Annotated in this window: 24 protein-coding genes; 14 read left to right on the plus strand and 10 right to left on the minus strand. The window is 67.0% G+C overall.

Annotated features, from left to right (window positions below; translation table 11 throughout):
* The first annotated feature begins 174 nt into the window (after positions 1–174).
* The 8 genes from MA875_RS08295 (at position 175) to MA875_RS08330 (ending at position 4411) form a co-directional block, all read left to right on the plus strand.
* Positions 175–897 carry a hypothetical protein gene (locus MA875_RS08295; protein WP_248241651.1) on the plus strand — a complete coding sequence of 241 codons (723 nt, stop codon included), beginning with the start codon at positions 175–177 and terminating at the stop codon, positions 895–897.
* On the plus strand, positions 875–1288 hold the full coding sequence (locus MA875_RS08300) for a phage holin family protein (RefSeq protein WP_248241652.1): 414 nt from the start codon (positions 875–877) through the stop codon (positions 1286–1288). Before MA875_RS08295 ends, MA875_RS08300 begins: the two co-directional genes overlap by 23 nt.
* Positions 1285–1845 (plus strand): DUF3618 domain-containing protein, encoded by a 561-nt coding sequence (locus tag MA875_RS08305; RefSeq protein ID WP_248241653.1) that lies wholly within the window; start codon positions 1285–1287, stop codon positions 1843–1845. Before MA875_RS08300 ends, MA875_RS08305 begins: the two co-directional genes overlap by 4 nt.
* A gap of 64 nt (positions 1846–1909) precedes the next feature.
* Positions 1910–2248 carry a hypothetical protein gene (locus MA875_RS08310; RefSeq protein WP_248241654.1) on the plus strand — a complete coding sequence of 113 codons (339 nt, stop codon included), beginning with the start codon at positions 1910–1912 and terminating at the stop codon, positions 2246–2248.
* Between the two features lie 125 nt (positions 2249–2373).
* A complete protein-coding gene (locus tag MA875_RS08315; RefSeq protein WP_248241655.1) occupies positions 2374–2706 on the plus strand; it encodes a DUF7882 family protein in 333 nt (110 codons plus the stop codon).
* Positions 2706–2936 (plus strand): hypothetical protein, encoded by a 231-nt coding sequence (locus MA875_RS08320; protein WP_248241656.1) that lies wholly within the window; start codon positions 2706–2708, stop codon positions 2934–2936. The genes MA875_RS08315 and MA875_RS08320 overlap by 1 nt, the downstream gene beginning before the upstream one ends.
* Before the next feature lie 284 nt (positions 2937–3220).
* Positions 3221–3868 carry a pyridoxamine 5'-phosphate oxidase gene (gene pdxH / locus MA875_RS08325; protein WP_248241657.1) on the plus strand — a complete coding sequence of 216 codons (648 nt, stop codon included), beginning with the start codon at positions 3221–3223 and terminating at the stop codon, positions 3866–3868.
* A 333-nt stretch (positions 3869–4201) separates the two neighbouring features.
* Positions 4202–4411: an alpha/beta fold hydrolase gene (locus MA875_RS08330; protein WP_248241658.1), complete on the plus strand. Its 210-nt coding sequence runs from the start codon at positions 4202–4204 to the stop codon at positions 4409–4411.
* Between the two features lie 227 nt (positions 4412–4638).
* Here the strand turns inward: MA875_RS08330 and MA875_RS08335 are convergent, their stop codons facing one another.
* The 3 genes from MA875_RS08335 to MA875_RS08345 form a co-directional block, all read right to left on the minus strand.
* Positions 4639–5211, minus strand: a complete 573-nt coding sequence (locus MA875_RS08335; protein WP_248241659.1) for an ADP-ribosylglycohydrolase family protein — start codon at positions 5209–5211, stop codon at positions 4639–4641.
* Between the two features lie 13 nt (positions 5212–5224).
* Positions 5225–5548, minus strand: a complete 324-nt coding sequence (locus tag MA875_RS08340; protein ID WP_248241660.1) for a hypothetical protein — start codon at positions 5546–5548, stop codon at positions 5225–5227.
* Between the two features lie 99 nt (positions 5549–5647).
* On the minus strand, positions 5648–6271 hold the full coding sequence (locus MA875_RS08345; protein ID WP_248241661.1) for a TetR/AcrR family transcriptional regulator C-terminal domain-containing protein: 624 nt from the start codon (positions 6269–6271) through the stop codon (positions 5648–5650).
* A 119-nt stretch (positions 6272–6390) separates the two neighbouring features.
* Between MA875_RS08345 and MA875_RS08350 the strand changes: the two genes are divergently transcribed.
* From MA875_RS08350 to MA875_RS08360, 3 genes are read left to right on the plus strand one after another with little or no spacing between them, the layout of a single operon-like run.
* On the plus strand, positions 6391–6858 hold the full coding sequence (locus MA875_RS08350) for a DUF6326 family protein (RefSeq protein ID WP_195692604.1): 468 nt from the start codon (positions 6391–6393) through the stop codon (positions 6856–6858).
* A gap of 8 nt (positions 6859–6866) precedes the next feature.
* On the plus strand, positions 6867–8072 hold the full coding sequence (locus MA875_RS08355) for a CPBP family glutamic-type intramembrane protease (protein ID WP_248241662.1): 1206 nt from the start codon (positions 6867–6869) through the stop codon (positions 8070–8072).
* A complete protein-coding gene (locus MA875_RS08360) occupies positions 8069–8869 on the plus strand; it encodes a CPBP family intramembrane glutamic endopeptidase (RefSeq protein WP_248241663.1) in 801 nt (266 codons plus the stop codon). The genes MA875_RS08355 and MA875_RS08360 overlap by 4 nt, the downstream gene beginning before the upstream one ends.
* 55 nt (positions 8870–8924) lie before the next feature.
* On the opposite strand, the gene MA875_RS08365 is transcribed toward MA875_RS08360, so the two are convergent.
* Genes MA875_RS08365 through MA875_RS08385 form a run of 5 tightly spaced genes read right to left on the minus strand, consistent with a single transcriptional unit; the run spans position 8925 to position 13776 of the window.
* Entirely contained in the window at positions 8925–9800 is an 876-nt protein-coding gene (locus MA875_RS08365) for an aminotransferase class I/II-fold pyridoxal phosphate-dependent enzyme (protein WP_248241664.1), read from the minus strand.
* Complete coding sequence (locus MA875_RS08370; protein WP_248241665.1) at positions 9797–10987, minus strand: MalY/PatB family protein; 1191 nt, start codon at positions 10985–10987, stop codon at positions 9797–9799. The genes MA875_RS08365 and MA875_RS08370 overlap by 4 nt, the downstream gene beginning before the upstream one ends.
* A complete protein-coding gene (locus MA875_RS08375; RefSeq protein ID WP_248241666.1) occupies positions 10984–12075 on the minus strand; it encodes a methionine synthase in 1092 nt (363 codons plus the stop codon). Before MA875_RS08375 ends, MA875_RS08370 begins: the two co-directional genes overlap by 4 nt.
* Positions 12072–13175, minus strand: a complete 1104-nt coding sequence (locus MA875_RS08380) for a putative oxygenase MesX (protein ID WP_248241667.1) — start codon at positions 13173–13175, stop codon at positions 12072–12074. Before MA875_RS08380 ends, MA875_RS08375 begins: the two co-directional genes overlap by 4 nt.
* Positions 13111–13776: a sulfurtransferase gene (locus tag MA875_RS08385; RefSeq protein WP_248241668.1), complete on the minus strand. Its 666-nt coding sequence runs from the start codon at positions 13774–13776 to the stop codon at positions 13111–13113. Before MA875_RS08385 ends, MA875_RS08380 begins: the two co-directional genes overlap by 65 nt.
* A gap of 152 nt (positions 13777–13928) precedes the next feature.
* On the opposite strand from MA875_RS08385, the gene MA875_RS08390 reads away from it, so the two are divergent.
* The 3 genes from MA875_RS08390 (at position 13929) to MA875_RS08400 (ending at position 17307) form a co-directional block, all read left to right on the plus strand.
* Positions 13929–14438, plus strand: coding sequence for an NADPH-dependent FMN reductase (locus MA875_RS08390; RefSeq protein ID WP_248241669.1), 510 nt, complete (start codon positions 13929–13931; stop codon positions 14436–14438).
* Between the two features lie 227 nt (positions 14439–14665).
* A complete protein-coding gene (locus MA875_RS08395; protein WP_248241670.1) occupies positions 14666–15988 on the plus strand; it encodes an O-acetylhomoserine aminocarboxypropyltransferase/cysteine synthase family protein in 1323 nt (440 codons plus the stop codon).
* Positions 15985–17307, plus strand: coding sequence for an LLM class flavin-dependent oxidoreductase (locus MA875_RS08400; protein ID WP_248241671.1), 1323 nt, complete (start codon positions 15985–15987; stop codon positions 17305–17307). The genes MA875_RS08395 and MA875_RS08400 overlap by 4 nt, the downstream gene beginning before the upstream one ends.
* 687 nt (positions 17308–17994) lie before the next feature.
* On the opposite strand, the gene MA875_RS08405 is transcribed toward MA875_RS08400, so the two are convergent.
* Both MA875_RS08405 and MA875_RS08410 read right to left on the minus strand, forming a co-directional pair.
* On the minus strand, positions 17995–18342 hold the full coding sequence (locus MA875_RS08405; RefSeq protein ID WP_248241672.1) for a DUF202 domain-containing protein: 348 nt from the start codon (positions 18340–18342) through the stop codon (positions 17995–17997).
* The gene (locus MA875_RS08410; protein WP_248241673.1) at positions 18339–18506 is read right to left on the minus strand and encodes a YidH family protein; all 168 of its coding nucleotides are present in this window, start codon (positions 18504–18506) and stop codon (positions 18339–18341) included. Before MA875_RS08410 ends, MA875_RS08405 begins: the two co-directional genes overlap by 4 nt.
* Positions 18507–18687: the final 181 nt, after the last annotated feature.

The raw sequence follows: 18687 nt of genomic DNA on the forward strand, positions 1-18687 counted from the left end.
GGGGTTGCGGGTTCGGCCGCGCCGTCGTATTCTCCGGCCCGCCTCGCACCTCTTCTCTCGCGCGTACGGCTAGCGATCGGCGTTCGATTTGGCAAGGGGGATCTGCGTTCCGATCCGCCCGCGTAGGAATGGCGGTCACCCCGTTCGGATCGAGCGGGTCGGAAAGGAAGAGCTATGTCGAACTACGACGACACGAGTGTGTCGGGACCGACCAGTGGCGGGTCGATGGGCTCAGCGGGCACCGTCGATACGGCCAAGCACGAGGCATCCGATCTGGCGCACACCGCAGGCGACCAGGCCAAGGGTGTCGTCGACACCGCCAGGAGCGAGGTCTCCTCCGTCGCCCACGAGGCGAAGTACCAGGCCAAGGATCTGCTCGCCCAGTCGCAGCAGGAGATGAAGGAGCAGGCCCGTACGCAGCAGCAGCGTATCGCCGGCGGCCTTCGCACGGTCGGCGGCGACCTCGAGAGCATGGCCGACGGCGCGGCGTCCGATTCTCTGGCCAGCGATCTGGTGCGCCAGGTGTCCAGCCGGGTCTCCAGCGCCGCCGCATGGCTCGATGGCCGCGAGCCGGCCGACGTGCTGAACGAGGTCAAGCGCTTCGCCCGGCGTCGCCCCGCGGTGTTCATCCTGAGCGCCGCGATCGCCGGGGTCGTCGTCGGTCGGCTCACCAGGGCCCTCGCGACGAACGCCGCCGACGCGAAGAAGGCGGATGCCTCGGGCGCGGCCGCGCCGACGGCGGCGCCGGTCTCCGACGCGACCTTCGAGACGTCGCCGATCGGTGGCGCGGAGGAAGACGTCCTGGTCGCGGAGCAGACACCGATCTACGCGCAGTCGACAGCCGGCGCCGCGGCGCCGATCAGGGAGGGCGGCGATGAGCGTCCCTACTCCGTCTGAACAGAAGGCCGCCACGACCTCGCTCGGCGACCTGCTGGGCGAGGTGACGAGAGACCTTTCGACGCTGATGCGCCAGGAGGTGGCTCTCGCCAAGGCCGAGCTGAAGGAATCTGCCGGCAAGACCGCCAAGGGCGCCGGTGAACTCGGCGGCGCCGCGTACGCCGCCATGATGGCGATCTTCTTCCTGTCCGTCGCACTGTGGTGGGCGCTGTCCCTCCTCATCGGCGGCGGCTGGGCTGCCGTCATCGTGGCTGTGATCTGGGCGGTCATCGCCCTGATCCTCTTCTCGGTCGGACGCACCGAGATGAAGAAAGTGCAGGGGGCTCCGCAGACCGTGGAGACCCTCAAGGAGATCCCCGAAACGTTGAAGAGGAATGAGGAGAACCGATGAGTGATTCACCGGAAGCGATCCGTGCCGACATCGAGCGCACCCGCCGGGAGCTCGGCGGCGACGTCGACGCGCTGGCCGACAAGGTGTCGCCGGCGAAGATCATGGAGCGGCGCACGACCGCGGTGAAGGATGCGGTCGGCTCGGTCCGTGATCGCATCATGGGAGCTGCGGATGACGCGGGCTCCACCTTGTCCGGCGCCGGCGACGCGGTCGGCTCCGCGACCCATCGGGTTGCGGCGAAGGCCGAGGGCAACCCGCTGGCCGTGGGTCTGATGGCCTTCGCCGCAGGGCTGCTCGTCGCCTCCCTCGTTCCCGCGTCGGCGAAGGAGAAGGAGCTCGCCGACACCGTGAAGGACAAGGCGCAGCCGCTCGTTGACGAGGTGACCGATGTGGCGAAGGAGGCCGGCGCGCACCTGAAGGAGCCTGCCAAGGAGGCTGCCGCCGCAGTGAAGGATTCGGCGGCCGAGTCGGTCGAGGCCGTCAAGGAGCAGACCGCCGCGGCCACGTCGGAAGTGAAGGATCAGGCCGCCGCATCCCGCGAGCATCTCGCGGGCTGACGTCAGCCGTGAACGGGTGGTGCCGGGGCTGCCCGGCGCCACCCGTCTCTGAGGAGAAGGCGACATGCGACGACTGCACTATGCGGGCACCTACGTTCTGACACCCGACGATGTGAGCACGGCATTGCTGCGCTACGCGCGCGCGCTGGCGGAGACCCATTCTTCGGATGTGGTGTCGATCCCCGTCCTGGAAGAGGGCGGGGCGCGCGGCTGGGCGCACTTCCTGATCGGTCCCGCGAGCCAGCTGTATTCGACGCCGGTCGCGGAAGCGGTGGAGGAGATCGAGGAGCCGGAGCTCGTCCAAGAACTCGAGCGACGTGCCAACCGTCTCCAACCTGGAGCCGCGGAGTGGCCGGATCTTCTGCACGAGGAGGACGGGGTCTTCGGGGAGGACGACTTTTGACCGCGCGCGCCCGCTATCACCGCGGGCACGGCGCGGTCAAGGCTGTTGCCTGCGCGCCGGTGCGCCGCGCACGGTGAGAGTGGACATCGCCCCTGCCCACGAACACCGAGAGAAGGAGGTGCCCGGTGGGAAAGTTCATCTACGACGGCCTCGTGAAGGTCGATTTCGAAGACCGTCTACTGCTTCACCTGCAGATGGTGATCGCCGCGAAACTGCGCCGTGGCGAGGCGTTCAACTTCACCTGGAAAGACGACAGCAGCATCGGCGACGGCCGGACGACCGTGTGGGTGCACCCGCGGTGCTCCATCGTCTACAAGTTCTACGGCAGCCGCCGTCCGGCCGTGAACCGGGCGTGGATCGAGGCTTTGGCCTACACGGCCAACTCGCCGACCGGGCTCTACATCGTCCCCGAACCGCAGAGCGACCAGCTTCGCCTCGACGAGGTGGGGGTGATCTGATGAAACGCATCGACATCATCTACGGCGGCCAGCTCTTCAGCGTCGGCGGCCGGACGCCGGAAGATCTCACCCGTGAGATCACCCAGGCGGTCGCCGACCACGGGGGGTGGCTGACGGTCAACGACGGGGAGGGTGAACGGCGAGAGGCGCTTCTCTTCATCGGGCCCGGGGTGCCTATCGCCGTGGTGCCGATCCCCGATCCGCCCGAGACGGCGGCCGGCCGGGCGTGACGGCAGTGTGACCTCCCCTTGCGGATCACCGCTCGCGTACACCGCCAATCAGCCGACCGGCCTTCACGCCGTCCCCGAACCACTGTCCGAGGGGGCGGGGCACCTCGATCGAGAGCTGGTCCCGGGCGGCGTCCGATAGCAGCCATCCGTGGGATCGGCGCTCAGCGGCACCGCCCGTCATCGGACGCGGGCTTCGCGGACGCAGACAGAAACCGGCGCTGGCGCCACGGCTCATGGCGCCAAAGGGCGCCGCCGGTACTGCGTGATCGGTTACCGTCGGTGCTGTGACCGATCCGCTCGCTCGACACACCGACTACGGCAACAAGAGCCTGGATGAATCGGATGTCGCGCACGACCCGATCGCACAGTTCTCATCGTGGCTCGCGGAGGCGGCGGACCGCGGCGTCTACGAACCCAACGCGATGGTGCTCGGCACTGTCGATGCGGACGGCGCACCCTCGAGTCGCACCGTGCTCCTGCGCGCCATCGACGCCGACGGGTTCGTTTTCTACACCGATCGGTCCTCACGGAAGGGGCGGGCCCTCGCCGCGCATCCCGTCGCGACCCTTCTCTTTCCCTGGTACACGCTGCACAGGCAGGTGAGCGTCACCGGCGAGGTTTCGCCGGTCGAGGATGCCGAGTCCGATGCGTACTGGGCCTCACGACCGCAAGGCTCTCGGGTGGCGGGGACGGCGAGCCATCAGTCGCAGCCCATCGGGTCGCGCGCCGAGCTCGAGGCACGGGTGGCGGAGGTCGAGGTGGAGTACCCCGAGGGGCGCGATGTGCCCCGACCGGGGCGGTGGGGCGGCTACCGCCTGCGTCCCCGCCGTATCGAGTTCTGGCAGGGCCGCACTTCGCGCCTGCATGACCGGCTCGTGTTCACGCGCGCGGGCGACGGGACCGAGTGGACCGTCGAACGCCTGCAACCGTGAGCGAGCCACTCGTCGTCCTCCTCCACGGCTGGCCGGGGCTTCCTTCCGATTACGACGACGTCGTCGCGCGGCTCACCGGTGTTCGCTGTGCGGTGCCCGCTCTCGCCGGGTTCGGAGACGCATACGCTGGGCGGATAGAGCCAAAAGCGGCCTCCGCGGACGCCCACGCGTCGCGCCTTCTCGCCGCGCTACCTGAGGGGGTTCCCCTCATCGCGGTCGGCTACGACATCGGAAGTCGGGTCGCACAGGCCATGCTCCGAGCGGAGCCCGGGGAGATTCGTCGGAGCGGTTCTCACGCCCGGCTATCCCGGTATCGGCGACAACGTCGGGTACATGGGCACGCACGTGATCGACACACCGACGACGATGCTGTGGCAGGAGAGCGACCCGTTGTTTCCGCTGGACTGGGCGGATGAGCTCGGGGCCTGGTTCACCGACGTCGAGCTGCGCCCGGTCGCTTCGGGCCACTTCGTTCCACTCGAGGCGCCGGGCGAGGTCTCCGACGCGATCCAGCGACACTTGCGTCGCTGGATCGATCCGTGATCGGGGCTATCGCTCCCCCTTGTCTGCTACTCGCGGATTCCACTGCGAGCACCGATGCGGAAAAGCGAAAGCCCGGCGATCCCAGTGTTCAAATGGGTTCGCGGGGCTTCGACGATGGCGGTGACGGTGGGATTTGAACTCATAGCCCACGGTCTTTCGCGGGTGTACAGGATCGTCCAGGCCCGTGTTTCTGCGGATCGCTAGGTTTCGCTGATGTGCCCGGTGGGTCAAATTGCAACGGATTCTTTCTCGGCGGTTCCAAAAGAAGTTGAAGGCCCGTGAGGGCCGAGGTCCTGAATCCGCTGTCGTGAATCTTGCACACTCGCGATCACTGCTTCATACAAGCCCCGAGCGCTCTCAAGGGGTGTGCGCTTAGAGACGGTGTATTTGTCGGCTATGCCCTGCTCAGTGACCGTGTCGAGCCATCGCGCGGGCAGGTCCTCGATTCCTCGAAGACCGGCCGACCATCCGCCTGCGATGTAGGCGCGGCAGTCCGTATCGCGCCCCATATTGACGCTGTTCACGATCGCGGGCTCCACGTTTCCTCCGCACAAGGAGAAGATGGCCATCGCCGACGAGAGGATCTCGACAGCGTTCGACATCCAGTGACCTCGGTACCGCGGTTGGTAGAGGGGGCGCAGCTCCTTCCAGTCTGATGCCTGGCCGGCCCAGGCCAGGCCCTCCTCGACCTCGGCTCGAGGCACGCGCCCGGGATGGCTCAGAGCGACCCCGATGACGTCATCGAGCGTGGCGTGTGGGCGCAGAGACTCGGAGGTGCCGGCGGCGATGGCGCGAGCCACGTCAGAGGAGAAGTTATCTCGCGGGGCCACGAACGTCCTTGATCCGCGCGAGATCGTGCGCGTCAAGCGCAGCCTGATCGGGATCGGTCGCGTTGATGACACCGACGGCAATCATCATTTTGGATGTGCCGATCATGCCGGGGAACGTCGCGTACCGGCCGACCTCCCAGGGGAAGACCCCAGCTTCCAGGCCGTGATAGATCACCTGGTCCTGCGGACCGAGAAGGTATCTGAAGTGGTCGGGGTTGACGTCGCGAATCCAAGCCAGACAGCGCGGTGCGATCGTCGAAACACCTTCGGCCCAAAGCCTCTCTGCCCGGCGCCTCCACCCGCGCACCCTGACACCAGTCCAGCACAGACGCGGGAGACGGGTGGGTCGTTATCCCCGTCACCGGTTCACCCCGCGAACGCCGCGGCGACACTCCCTCCGGCGGTCCTATGCGACTCGGGTGGCGTCGAGCTGAGCCTGGATGGCGTCGAGGATGAGGGTGAGGCCGTTGTCGAATTCGCTCGGATAGGTGTAGTCGCCGCTGTTCAGCAGTTCGGTCAGCGAACGTGAGAGGTTCGGGTAGGCGCCCGGGTCGGGTGAGACGGTTGCCGCGAAGTCAGCTTCTGCGCCCGGGTTGGGCTGGAACGGGAGATTGGTCTCACTGAGCGCAAAGCCGTAAACGAAGGCGTCCACGGTTGAAAAAGCGAGCGTCGCCAGTGGAGCGGTGAAGCCGGCGGCGAAGAGCCATCCGAGGACCCTGTCGTGATGAGTCAGCAGGGCCGCGCTCGGCGCAGGCCGTGATTCGATCATCGCGATCGACCACGGGTGTGCGACGAATACGGCGCGGGCGGATCGAGCGCGCGTTTCCATTGCCTCTCGCCATGGCGCATCTGGCGGAGGAAGATCGATCTTGGCGATGGCCCATTCGGCGAGCGCGTCGAGGAGAGCGTCTTTGCTCGATACGTGGTGATAGAGCGACATGCCCTCGACTCCGAGCTCGCCGCCCACGCTGCGCATCGAGACACCAGCGAGACCGGACCGGTCGGCGACGGCAGCCGCCGCGGCGATCACGCGTTCCCTTGTCAGGGTCCCTCGTCGGCTCACTGTGACATCTTTGCGTAACTTACGGTCGTAAGAGTAGGATCGGGCGGCAAGTCTTACATGTGTAAGTTTTATCGCTGGGAGCCCGCATGATCGTCGATCCTTCTTCCCCGTTCCGGCCGCTCGACCCGAGAGTCCGGCTCGCCGCGCTCTGGACGAGCGTCATGTTCCTCGTCGCGTTCGTCGACATCTTCGCGTTCTACCGCGCTGACCTCCGAGAGCAGATCGAGGCAGGACGCGCTTTCGTATTCACCATCAACGAAGCCTTCATGTTGGGCATCGTTCTGTACGTCGCAGTGCCCTCACTGATGATCGCCGCGTCGGTACTGATCCCGCGCACGGTCAATCGGTTGATGCAAATCGTGGTCGCGGCAGTGTTCGCCCTCACGATCATCGGCGCTGCGATCGGCGAGTGGAGCTACTACCTCGTTGCCAGCGGCATCGAGCTCGCACTCCTCGCAGGGGTCATCGCCGTCGCGGTCCGATGGAAGGACACTCCACTGGTCGCGGCGCGAGACCTCGCGGCAGCCCGAACCTCCCGGGACGCGCGAGGGTGAGCCCGCGAGTGACCCGCTCACGACAAGCGCGCACGTTCCTCACCATCACCTTCAGCGCTGTCCTGCTGCTGTGCCTCCCGGCGCTGCTCGGCGTCGATGCCGACTACCTGGGGGTTGCCACGCCTCTTGCGCAGTGGATTCCCGCACTTGCGGTCATTCTTGCGGTCAGACCCGTGCGCGGCAGCCGAGCCCTACGAAGCTTGTGGCGCGCCTCACCCTTCGGCGGGGCACGCACCTGGATTGTCATCGGGCTCACCACGGCCGCCATCCTCGTTGTCGCCGCGGCGCAGATCGTTGTGGGCGTCGCGGTGGGCGTCGTCTCGTGGTCACCCGATCCCGCCCTCGGCGAAACCGCTTTGCTTGTTCTCCCCGTGGCGCTGCTCGCCTTCCTCTCCGCAACAGGTGAGGAGTTCGGCTGGCGGGGATTCCTCTGGACCCGCGTCCGAGGGAATCGTGGGTTCTGGTGGACCGCCCTCGCTGTCGGTGCCGTCTGGGCGGCCTGGCATCTCCCACTGCTCGTCGCATACGGCGCTCAGGGGGACCTGTCTTGGCGAACCGTGCTCGGAACGACGGTCGACCTCTTGGTGGCCTCGCTCGTCCTCGGCGCCGGGCGCGAGCTTTCCGGGAGCGTGTGGCCGGCTGCATGGGGCCATGCACTGGTCAATTCCGTCCTCGTCTTCGCGTCGACCGCCTTCGTCACACCCGCGACGCAACTTCCCGATCCAGCGTTCTGGGCGTACAAGGCTCTCGGCTGGGCGGCGTGGGTGGGCGCGGCGGCGGGGATGCTCGCTCTCCGACGGCGCCTCCTCATCGCACCCGCGCGAGACGTCACCGGGCGCAGCCTCGACGAAACCGAGGATGCGCTGCTGGAAGCGATGCGCACGAGCGATGTCGACGCCCTCCGCGCTCTGCTTGCCGAGGATCTGCGCTTCCGCCTGCCCGACGGTTCAGTGGTCGATCGCGCAGCCGATCTGCACGCACACGCGTCCGGAGCACTGAGGTTCCTGCAGATCGAGGAAACGCATCGAACGACGGAGCAGCAGAAAGGGAAGGGAAGCACAGTGTCGCGGTCGCGCGTTCACGTTGTCGACCGCGGGCGCTTCGCGGAGGCGACGATGACCTACCGCCGTTCGTGGGCGATCGTCCGGGGCCGCTGGCAGGTCGTCGCCGGCAGCGCCGAGGTCGTGAACGACGAGGAAGCGACGACACCGTGACGACGCACGCTGAAACACCTCCTCCGCCCACTGCGAGCAACTCCGACTGCCAATACACGGTGCAGCAGGCGCTGGGGATCTGGGCCGCTGCCACTATCCCGATGGCAGCACTTGCGTGGATAGTGTGGCCATCTTTGAGGAACGGCACCGACCTGAACCCGGGGATGCTCTATTGGCTCCTCATGGTGACGGGAATGATGTGGCAGTTCGTTCTGGCAGTCGTCATCCTCCACCGCGAACTAGGAACTCTGCGCTGGTCCGTCGTCGCACCGCGGATCTGGGCCCAACAACCCAGGAATCCCCGAACCGGGCTGCGCTCTCCCCGCTCATGGTGGGCAATCCTGCCGATCACCGCCCTGTTTGCCGCGCTCACCCTGACCGGCGACCTGCTCACCCCCGTCTTCGACAGCCTGGGTTGGATCGCCCCAGCAGGCACCGAACTGCGACAGCTCGCAAGCCCGGAGTTCGAGGGACAGTGGTGGATTCTCGGCGTCGCGCTCGTGAGCTTCGCTTTCAACTACGTGCTCGGCGAGGAACTACTCTTCCGCGGAGTCCTGCTGCCCAAAATGCGAGGGGTATTCGGTAAGTGGGATTGGCTGGCGAACAATGCTCTCTTCACGGCCTATCACCTTCACAAGATCTGGGCTCTGCCGCTGATCTTTCTGACTAGCCTCCCCTTCAGCTGGGCCGCGCGGCGCTACCGCACGATCTGGTTCTCGATCATCCTCCACAGCATCGAAGGGGTAGTGGTGTTCGTCATGATCTACGCCGTCGTCAGTGGCATCCTCTTCGCGTGACGGTTCAGACGGCACCAGGACGCGTCGGGCATACCGCCGTGACTCAGCGCCGCGATCAGTTGTATCCGCGGCGAACGTCCGCTGGCAAAGCCTCCGTCCGCTGTGGCCGTTCACCCACCCTGGAGCTGGCCGCACTCGGCGTCTCTTTCAGATGGCTTCGTTCGATATCGGACAAAGCTGGCTTTGGGTCCGCGAGGCACGACTTCACCCGGTCGCGATCGGCCTGGGCTTCCCAGTCGAATCGGCCACCGTCGACGATCGCACCGCCGATGACCGAACCGTGGCCGGCGAGCCATTTGGACGTGGAATGAATGACCACATCCGCGCCCCACTCCAGGGGTCGGCACAGGTAGGGAGTGGCGACGGTGTTGTCCACGACGAGAGGCACACCGGCGCGGGCGGACACGTCGGCCAGCTTTTCGAGGTCGACAACGTCGCCGAGCGGATTGGGAATGGACTCGGTGTAGATCGCCTTCGTGTTCGGGCGGATCCGTTCGAGCCACTCCGACGTCGGTGCGAGAGCATCCACCGCTTCGAACTCGAGTCCCTGCCTGCGCAGTGCCCCCCGGAACATCTCCCGGGTCCCCTCGTAAAGGCTCCGCTTGGTGAGGATGTGGTCTCCGGCGGACGCGACCGCGAAGAGCGCGGCAGCGATGGCCGCCTGACCGCTGGCGACGAGGATGCCGTCGACGCCGCCTTCGAGGTCGGCGAGCCGCCGCGCAGCGACGAGGTTCGTGGGGTTGTCGTTGCGCGAGTAAGCCCGTCGGGCGCTTCGCCCTGCGAAGCGCTCCACCCCGTCGTCGAAATCCTCGAAGAGGTATCCCGCTGTCTGGTACACCGGGGTGATGCGAGCGAACGCCTCGGCGTCGATGATCTCCCCCGCGTGGATCTGACGGGTCTCAAAGCCCCACCGCTCGTCCGCCCCGGTCATCCCACCGCTCCTCTCCCGACTGCGCCGCCCATCGCGCGGATCGCGTCGGCGAGCACCGGCCGCGGCGTCGCGAAGACGATCCGGACGAAGTCTTCGAACCCCTTGCCGAGCAGAGCCCCCTCGGTCAGGACGACGCCCGCGTGCTCTCGGAAGAACGCGGCGGGCGGACCGGGAAGGCTCAGCGCCGACGTGTCGATCCAGCCTATGTAGGTCGCTTCGGGCATTCGATAGCGGGCACCGGGCAGGTGTTCCGCGAGCAGGTCATGGAGGTCCTGCCGCTCCTCGTCGAGGTAGCGCACCACCTCCTCCAGCCACGGTCGACCTTCGCGGTACGCGGCGATTGCGGCCACCACACCGAGCGTCGCCGCGCCATGCTGCACGGCGAAGCCGAATCGACGGTAGGCCGCCTGGTCGGCGTCGTTGGACGTGATCAGTTGGGCGGTCTTCAAACCGGCGAGGTTCCATGCCTTCGATGCGCTGGTGCCGGTGATCGTATGGGCTGCTGTCGCGTCGGATAGCGACGCGTAGGGGACGTGCGGCACCCCTTCGTACCTCAGCGGGGCATGGATCTCATCGGCGAACACGCGCCCACCGTGGCGATCGACGATCTCAGCCAGCGCGCCGAGCTCTGCGCGGGTGAGGACGGTGCCGGTCGGGTTGTGGGGATTGCACAGCACCAGGGTGCGCGCCCCCGCGGCGAAGGCCGCGTCGATCCGGTCGAGGTCGTGCTGCCATCGTCCGTCGACGACAGCGCCCGGCACCTCGACAACAGGATGACCGATGGTCGGCAGGTAGGTCAGGAACGGCATGTAGGCGGGCGTCGGTACGATCACGGCCGATCCTGCAGGCGCATATTCGGTGACCGCGACGCCCAGCGCTGCCATCACATCCGAGACGGGGTGGACCCGCTCGGGGTCGATGTCCCACGCGTATTCCGCTCGCATCCACTCCGCGGTCGCGTCGCCCAGTTCCGCGGCCAGCGGCGGTGACAGATACCCGAGTATGCCCTCATCGACGGCTCGGTGAAGGGCCTGCGAAACGGGCGGGGCGACGCCGAAATCCATCTCCGCGACCCACGCGCCGACCGCTCCCGGGTGCAGGCTCCACTTCCGGCTCTCGGGGCGGTCGAGGCGATCCCGCGCGACGCGGTCGAACGGATGTGCGCCGGTGTTCAGACGCGGTGTCATTTGTCGGAGCGCACGGCGCCGGATGACGCCAACGGTGTGCCCGCGGCATCCGTGATCTCGGACCGGACGATCTCCGCCCCCGCGCACAATGCAGCGAGCTTCCCCCGTGCGACCGTGGATGCCAACGGTGCCATGCCGCAGTTGGTGGAGGGATAGAGCTTGTCCGCGTCGACGAAGGGCAGCACCGCCCGGAGGGTCGCGGCAACCTCGTCGGGTGTTTCGATGGTGCTGGTCGCGACGTCGATCGCGCCGATCATGAGCTTTTTCCCGCGGGCCAGTTCCAGCAGATCGACCGGCACCCGGGAGTTATGCCGTTCCAACGACAGGATGTCGATACTCGACCGCTGCAGGATCGGCAGCGTCGCCTCGTACTGGCGCCACTCCGAGCCAAGGGTCTTCTTCCAGTTCGTGTTGGCCTCGATGCCGTATCCGTAACAGATGTGGACGGCTCGCTCGCACGAAAGACCCTCGGCGGCGCGCTCCAGTGCCGCTATCCCCCAGTCGTTGGCCTCCTCGTGGAAGACGGTGAATGCGGGCTCGTCGAATTGCACGATGTCGACCCCTGCGGCCGCGAGGTCCTTTGCCTCCTCGTTCAGGATTCCGGCGAATTCCCACGCAAGCTTCTCTCTGCTGCCGTAGTGCGCGTCGAAAAGGGTGTCGACCATCGTCATCGGGCCGGGCAGAGCCCATTTGATGGGACGGTTCGTGTGCTCGCGGAGGAACCGGGCATCATCGACGAACACCGGCGCGGCGCGCGACACGGTGCCGACGACCTGCGGGACCGCTGCGTCGTAGCGATCGCGAATACGCACCACAGCCCGGTTCTCGAAATCCACGCCGAGGAGATTCTCGATGAAGGTGGTGACGAAATGCTGCCGCGTCTGCTCGCCGTCACCCACGATGTCGAGGCCGGCCTCGAGCTGATCGACGAGCGACAGCCGGAGCGCATCGCGCTTGCCGTCGGCGAGCTCTTCGCCGGTCAGCTTCCACGGCGACCACAGCGTCTCGGACTGCGCGAGCCACGACGGCTTCGGAAGGCTGCCCGCGGTGGATGTGGGAAGAAGCCTCGTCTGGGATGGTCTCGTCATCGTCTTTCCTCTGGATCGCCCCGATGAGCGGACTGCCGTTCCGACCACCGCTGCAGCCTCTCCCCGTGCGGGGTGATGAGCACGTCGTCAATGAAGCGTCCCTGCTCGAGTGCGAGGCGCGCGCGCTCGTCCCTGTCGTAGGTGATCTGCGTCATCGAGTAGTCGGTGTGCTCGAGCCTGGGACGGTATCGCGAGCCCGCGGTGGCATTGGCGTTGTAGATCTCGGGACGGTAGATCTTCTGGAACGTCTCCATCGTGCTCACCGTCGCGATGAGAGGAAGGATGCCGTAGTCGCTCAGCAGGTCGCCGCGGAAATAGAACGCGAGCGGGGCCGCACCTCCGGGGGGCATGAAGTAGCGCACACCCAAGCCCATCTTGGCGAAGTAGCGATCGGTGAACGAGTACTCGTCCTGCCGGTACTCCACACCGAGGATGGGGTGGTGGTTATCGGTCCGGTGATAGGTCTTCGTGCTGGACACGCTCAGGCACACGACGGGAGCGGTGTCGAACGCGTGGGCGTAGGCGTCCGACGCCAGGAAAGCGCGGAAGAGGTTACCGTGCAACTGCCCGAAGTCCTCGGGCAGGGTCACTTCCGCGGTTCCCCCGCTCACGCGGGGAAGGAGGATGCTGAAGTCGTAGTCGCGGACGTACGACGAGAGGTTGTTCCCCACGACGCCCGGGATCCGCCGGCCGAGCGTGCGGTCGACGATCGTCGTCTGGAGCATTTCGATGAGCGGGAAGGCTGTGGTGTCCGAAGCGGCCTCCCGGGCCGCGTCACCGGCGGCCGCGAGCGAAACGCCCACCGAGATGATCTCCAGTTCGACGGTGTACCGATCGCGGTCGGGATTGTCCCAGTCGGCAAGGTCGTTGAAGCGCGCGTCGATCATCTCGAGGACATTGCGCAGATTCTCCTGACGACGCTCGCCGCGAGCCAGATTGGCGTAGTTGGTCGTCAATCGGGTGCCGCTCGGCGGCACGTAGGTCTCATCGAACCGGGTGCGGTCGATGCGGAATGACAGACCGACGGGACAGTCCTCATCGGACACGGCCGGCTCCGACACCGCAGCAGGTCGGGGAGTGACCGGGGAGACAACGCTCATCGAAGATCCATCGTGATCGGGTGGCAATCTGTTGTCCCGACGATGATTCCTTCCCCGCGGGCGCGCAAGTCCCGCGTAACACGAGTACGCACACCGCGGCCGCTCCGGCGAGAAGCGCCATCGATGGCACCATCCGCGAAGAGCGGCAGACGGTGTGGGCCCGACCGCGATCGGCCGGGTGGAGGAGAGGGTCCACTGACTCCCGCTCGACCGGGAGACCGGTGGCCACCCACGCGCGGATGCCCCCGTCGAGGACCCGCACATCCAGCCCTCGGTGGCGCAGGAGCCACCACGCCCGCGCCGCCGACACCGCGTCGTTGTCGTCGTATGCGACGACGAGGTCGCCGTCTCGGATGCCCCAGCGCCGAGCGGAGTTCTGGAGGTCGGCGTGACGCGGCAAGGGGTACCGCCCGATCTCCGGATGGCCGGGGTCGGCCAGTTCTCGCTCCAGGTCGACATAGACGGCGCCGGGGAGATGACCCGAGACGTAGCCGGGTCTTCCCTCCGGAAGGTTCAGACGCCACCGCACGTCCAGCAGCCGCACGCTGCGCCCCGCCTCGAGCTCGGAGACGAGCTCGTGCGGGGTGATCAGCAACGGCATACATCGAGTGTCCGAAGCGCCGCGCACCATGTCGTGGAGTGGTGAAACAGAGCGCAATCCGACGACCCGAGAGGACATAAACCGGTCGCTGATGCGACCGTTCATCCCTTTCGCGCTTCACTTCCCCTGGCTTCACACACTAGGAGGTAATGATGGTGTCGATTCTCGCCCTCGTCGGCAATCCGCAGGCGCACTCGCGCACGGGGCTTATCGCTGAGGACCTCGCTCGTTCGTTGGCTGACCAGCTCGGGGGTCATGTCGAGGACACGATCGACCTCGCCGACGTCGCGGATGAGCTGTTCCGGTTCCCGTCCGCACGCGTCGATCACCTGCTCGCCAGAGCTGCCGACGCAGATCTCGTGATCGTCGCCAGCCCGACCTACAAGGCGAGCTACACGGGCCTGCTCAAAGCCTTCCTGGATCGGTACCCGGCGAATGGGCTTGCAGATGTCGTCGCGATCCCGCTCATGACAGTAGCCAGCGATGCGCATGCCCTTGCCGTCGAGCACACGCTGCGCCCGCTCCTCGTCGAACTGGGGGCGTCTTTGCCCACGCGCGGAATCTCGTTCCCCGTGGCCGAGATCGACACCCGCGTCGCCGTGCACGCGAAATGGGTCGAGAACGAGCACCGACACCTTTCGCGCGCGATCGGCCGTCACTGATCCAGCGTCGACGTGAGCACGCGCGAGGCCTGACTCAGTGTGACGTCGTGTGACGAGCTGTTTCCTCGCGTGACGCCACGGCCAGGGCCGCAGCGGACGGTCGCACTAGTCTCCCGACATGGTTGCCCGTACGATCCCGCCGCTTCAGATCTGGCACGCGTTGCACCTCGCCGTCCTCAACTCCCAGGCCTCGGACAACTCGCCCGCCGACGAGGGAGCGAACGTCGATGCCGGTTGACGGGCTCGGGTTCGCAACCCGGCAGATTCACGCCGGCGCGGAGCCCGACACCTCCCACGGCGCGCGCGCGACACCGATCTACCTGACCGCCGGGTTCGTGTTCGACGACTTCGATCAGGCCAACGAACGGTTCGCCCAGGCGGATGACGGCTACAGCTATTCACGGGCGGGTAATCCCACGAGCGCGGCCGTCGAGCGGCGCATCGCCGACCTCGAGGGCGGCGCGGGTGCGCTTCTGGTCGGCAGCGGCCAGGCCGCGGTCTCGACGGCTCTGCTCGCCCTCGCCGGAGCAGGCGACCACATCGTGTCGTCGAACAGCATCTACGAAGGATCTCGCGAGCTCTTCCGCGACAACTTCGCCCGACTGGGCATCGCGACCTCTTTCGTCGGTGACGCGAACGACCCGGCCGCGTGGGAGGCGGCCATCCGCCCTGAGACACGAGTGCTGTTCGCGGAGTCGATCCCGAATCCGAAGAACGACATCCTCGACATCCGCGCCGTCGCCACCGTCGCCCGGCGCCACGGCATCCCGTTGATCGTCGACAACACCCTCGCCACCCCCTACCTCCTGCGGCCGATCGAGCATGGTGCGGACATGGTGGTGCACTCCGCGAGCAAGTTCCTGGCCGGCCACGGCACGGTACTCGGAGGTGTCATCGTCGACGCCGGCAGGATCGACTGGGCGCAGACCGACGGCCGCTACCCGCACCTTTCGGACGACCGCGGACCCGACGGGCGCACGTTCGCCGACCGCTTCGGTCGCGCAGCCTTCTCGGCGTACGCGAGGTCGGTCGTCGCGCTGCGGCAGGGGCCGTCGCCGTCCCCGGTCAACGCGTTCCTGCTCCTCCAGGGCATCGAGACGCTGTCGCTTCGCGTGCAGCGGCATTCCGAGTCCGCGAAGCGCATCGCCGAGTGGCTTGGGGCACATCCCGCTGTCGAGTCCGTCGACTACAGCGGACTCGCATCCAGCCCTTATCGAGCACTGGCCGAGCAGTACCTGCCGCGGGGGCAGGGCTCGGTGTTCGCCTTCACACTGCGCGGCGGGAGGGATGCCGCCAAGACATTCACGAATTCCGTGCGGCTGTTCACCCGGATGACCCACCTCGGCGACGTCCGCTCGCTCGTGCTGCACCCCGCCTCGACCACGCACGTCAACCGCACCGAAGACGAGCGCGTCGCCGCGGGCATCGGGCAGGGACTTCTGCGCGTCTCGATCGGCCTGGAGGACGTCGAGGATCTCATCGCGGATCTCGACCGCGCACTGGCCGCGGTGCAGGCTGCCGATCTCCTCGAGCGCGCAGGGATTGCATGACCAAGCAGCAGCACTTCGGCTGGTTCCTCTCCCGCGGCTTCGGCCCTCACGGATGGGCGCGCCCGTACTACGAGTGGAACTACGACTGGCGCAGACCGGGGCTCTACCAGGAGGGCGCCCGCACACTCGAGCAGGCCGGTTTCGACTTCGTGCTCATCGAAGACGCCCTCTCTGTCGGTATCAGCCCCGCCACGCTCGACCTCCGGGTGCGGAAGGCCTACGGGGGCCCGAAGCACGATCCGTGGACGCTCGCTCCCTACCTCTGCGCGGCCACCGAGCACCTCGGCGTCATCCCGACCGCCAACCCGGCCGCCTGGCATCCGTACACGGCTGCCCGCCAGTTCGCCTCCCTGCAACACCTATCCGGTGGGCGCCTCGGGCTGAATGTGGTGACGGATGTCGGGTCGGCACACCACTTCGGACAGGATCGCCTCTCGCACGATGCGGCTTACGATCGCGCGCAGGAGTGGCTCGATGCACTGCGACTGCTCTGGCGCAGCTGGGATGACGGGGCACTGATCGCCGATCCCGAGACGCAGATCTACGCCGACGGCACGAAGATCCGGGCCGTCGAGCACCGCGGCGCATACTGGTCGTTCGACGGACCGCTGAACGCGGAGCCCCTCTCCTCAGACCCGGTCATCGCCTCGCCGGGAGGCTCGCCACGCGGCATCCGATTCGCCGGGCAGAACTCGGACATCCAGCTCGCCCTGTCCAACCTCGACGTCGAGGCCGTTCGCGCCTACCGCGAACGCGTTCGTGCCAACGCCCTCGAACACGGCCGCGATCCGGGCGCGATCAAAACGATGTTCGTCTTCAAACCCATCGTCGCGTCCTCTGCGGAAGAAGCCGACCGCATCGTCGCAGCATCCGCGAACCCCGATGACGCGGCTCTCCTCGCGGTCGCCGAGGCATGGTCCAGCGACCTCGAAACCGATCTCACCACGCTCGATCTGGACCGACCGCTGGACCCGGCGATCTTCGGCGAACACGTCTCGCAGGGAACCATCAAGGGCCTGCGCGGTCGCTTCGACTCCTTCGCCGACGCGCCCTTCCGCGAGATCCTGGCCGGCAAGGCACGTCTCGGCCGCATCGGCGACGGCATCAGCGGCACCGTCGGGACCGCCGAAGAGCTCGCCGACCTCATCCAGGCCCTCGGCGACGACGCAGACAACGACGGACTCATCTTCTCCGGCGACCTGCACCCCGTCACCCTGCACCGCGCGCTGGATGAGATCGTGCCGATCCTGCGCCGCCGCGGGATCCTGCGCACGGAGTTCGCGCCCGGCGACCTGCACGCCAACCTCGCCTCATTCTGACGCCCGGTCTGGCGGGACCACCCGTGCCGTGGGGCAGAATCCCACCGCCGGTTCGCGTTTGGATTTCGCTCGACCGGGACTTTCGTCTCACCGGATGCAGGCCCTCGCGCCTCGCCGAGGAAGAATCGAGCAATCCGACCCTTCCCGAATCTTCCTCACGGAATGGCCGCAACGCGGGTATCAAAATCCCCGGTCAGGCGAGAAAAGCGCCGCACGGGACGCGCAACGCCTTTACTCACTCCCATTGAACGGAAACCGAAAAAACCTCTGATCTGGGATTTATGGCGGTGACGGTGGGGTGAACTCATATCCCCGGTCTTTCACGGGTGTGCGAGGGCAGGCTCGCCTGTGTTTGCGCGGGAGTCGAGCTTTCGCAGGTGTCCCCGAGGCTATCGATCGCGACACGTTCTTTCTCACGGGTTTACTCGCGGCGAGGCACTTATGGGCGGTGGCCAGTCAGGTGTTGGGCCGGTCTGAGGCGCGGTAGTCCCCGGTTCCGCGGTGGCGGAACGCGTACGGGCGTCTGCGGTCGATGATCCCCTCCGGTCGCCTCACAGCACCATCACGCAGACATATCGCTTGATTATCGGTGCGGCGGATGTGCCGTCTCAAGAATCCGATCTGTGAGCGTGTGACCCGATGGATCTGGGCGCGGGGGTCACCCTCGCGGGGACCCCCTTCCGTTCATCAGCCGCGACCCAGCGCGACGACCACGACCACCGCGAGGCTGAGGAGCCCCGCGCCGACGGCGCAGTGGGTCAAGGCGAGCAGAAGGCCGGCCCCCGGCATCCGACCCCGATCGCCTTCCCGAGCGAGGATGCTGTTGACGATGCCGTAGCGGCGCCGGGCCGACAGCCACAGCCAGCCCGAGGCAACGAGCCCCCCGCCACCGCGGAGAACCCACCAGGCGCTGCCGAAGACGGCGGGGATCAGCCGCATCGCGACGATCGAGCCGATGCCGAACGCCAGCGCGGTGCGCCGCCAGGCGAGCTCGGTGCGCTCGGGCTGCAGGCCTGGATCGAACAGGGCGCTCATGCGAAGAGGATTGACAGCAGCACGAGGGCTCCCGTGATCGTGACGGCGGCGGCGATCACCGGACCGAGCAGCGACGCGGGGAGCGGCTGGGCGTTGCGGAGCGCCCGCTCAGCGCGCATCCAGTTGACCCACGCCAGGGCCGGAACGGCCACCCCGACGACCACGAGCACCAGGCTCGCCGCGAGCCGCAGTGCCGGGTGCAGCTCAAGCCCGAGCAGCTCTAGGTGTACCGGGCCATGAGGTTGGTTCGGGTTTGGGCATTGTGAATGGGGAGAACCTCCGGGCTTAGTGGAGATATCTGACGTCTTCACGAACTCGGAGGTTCTCGTGTCCCACCGTAACGCT

Origin of the sequence: Microbacterium kunmingense (assembly GCF_023155745.1) — a bacterium.
Lineage (GTDB): Bacteria > Actinomycetota > Actinomycetes > Actinomycetales > Microbacteriaceae > Microbacterium > Microbacterium kunmingense.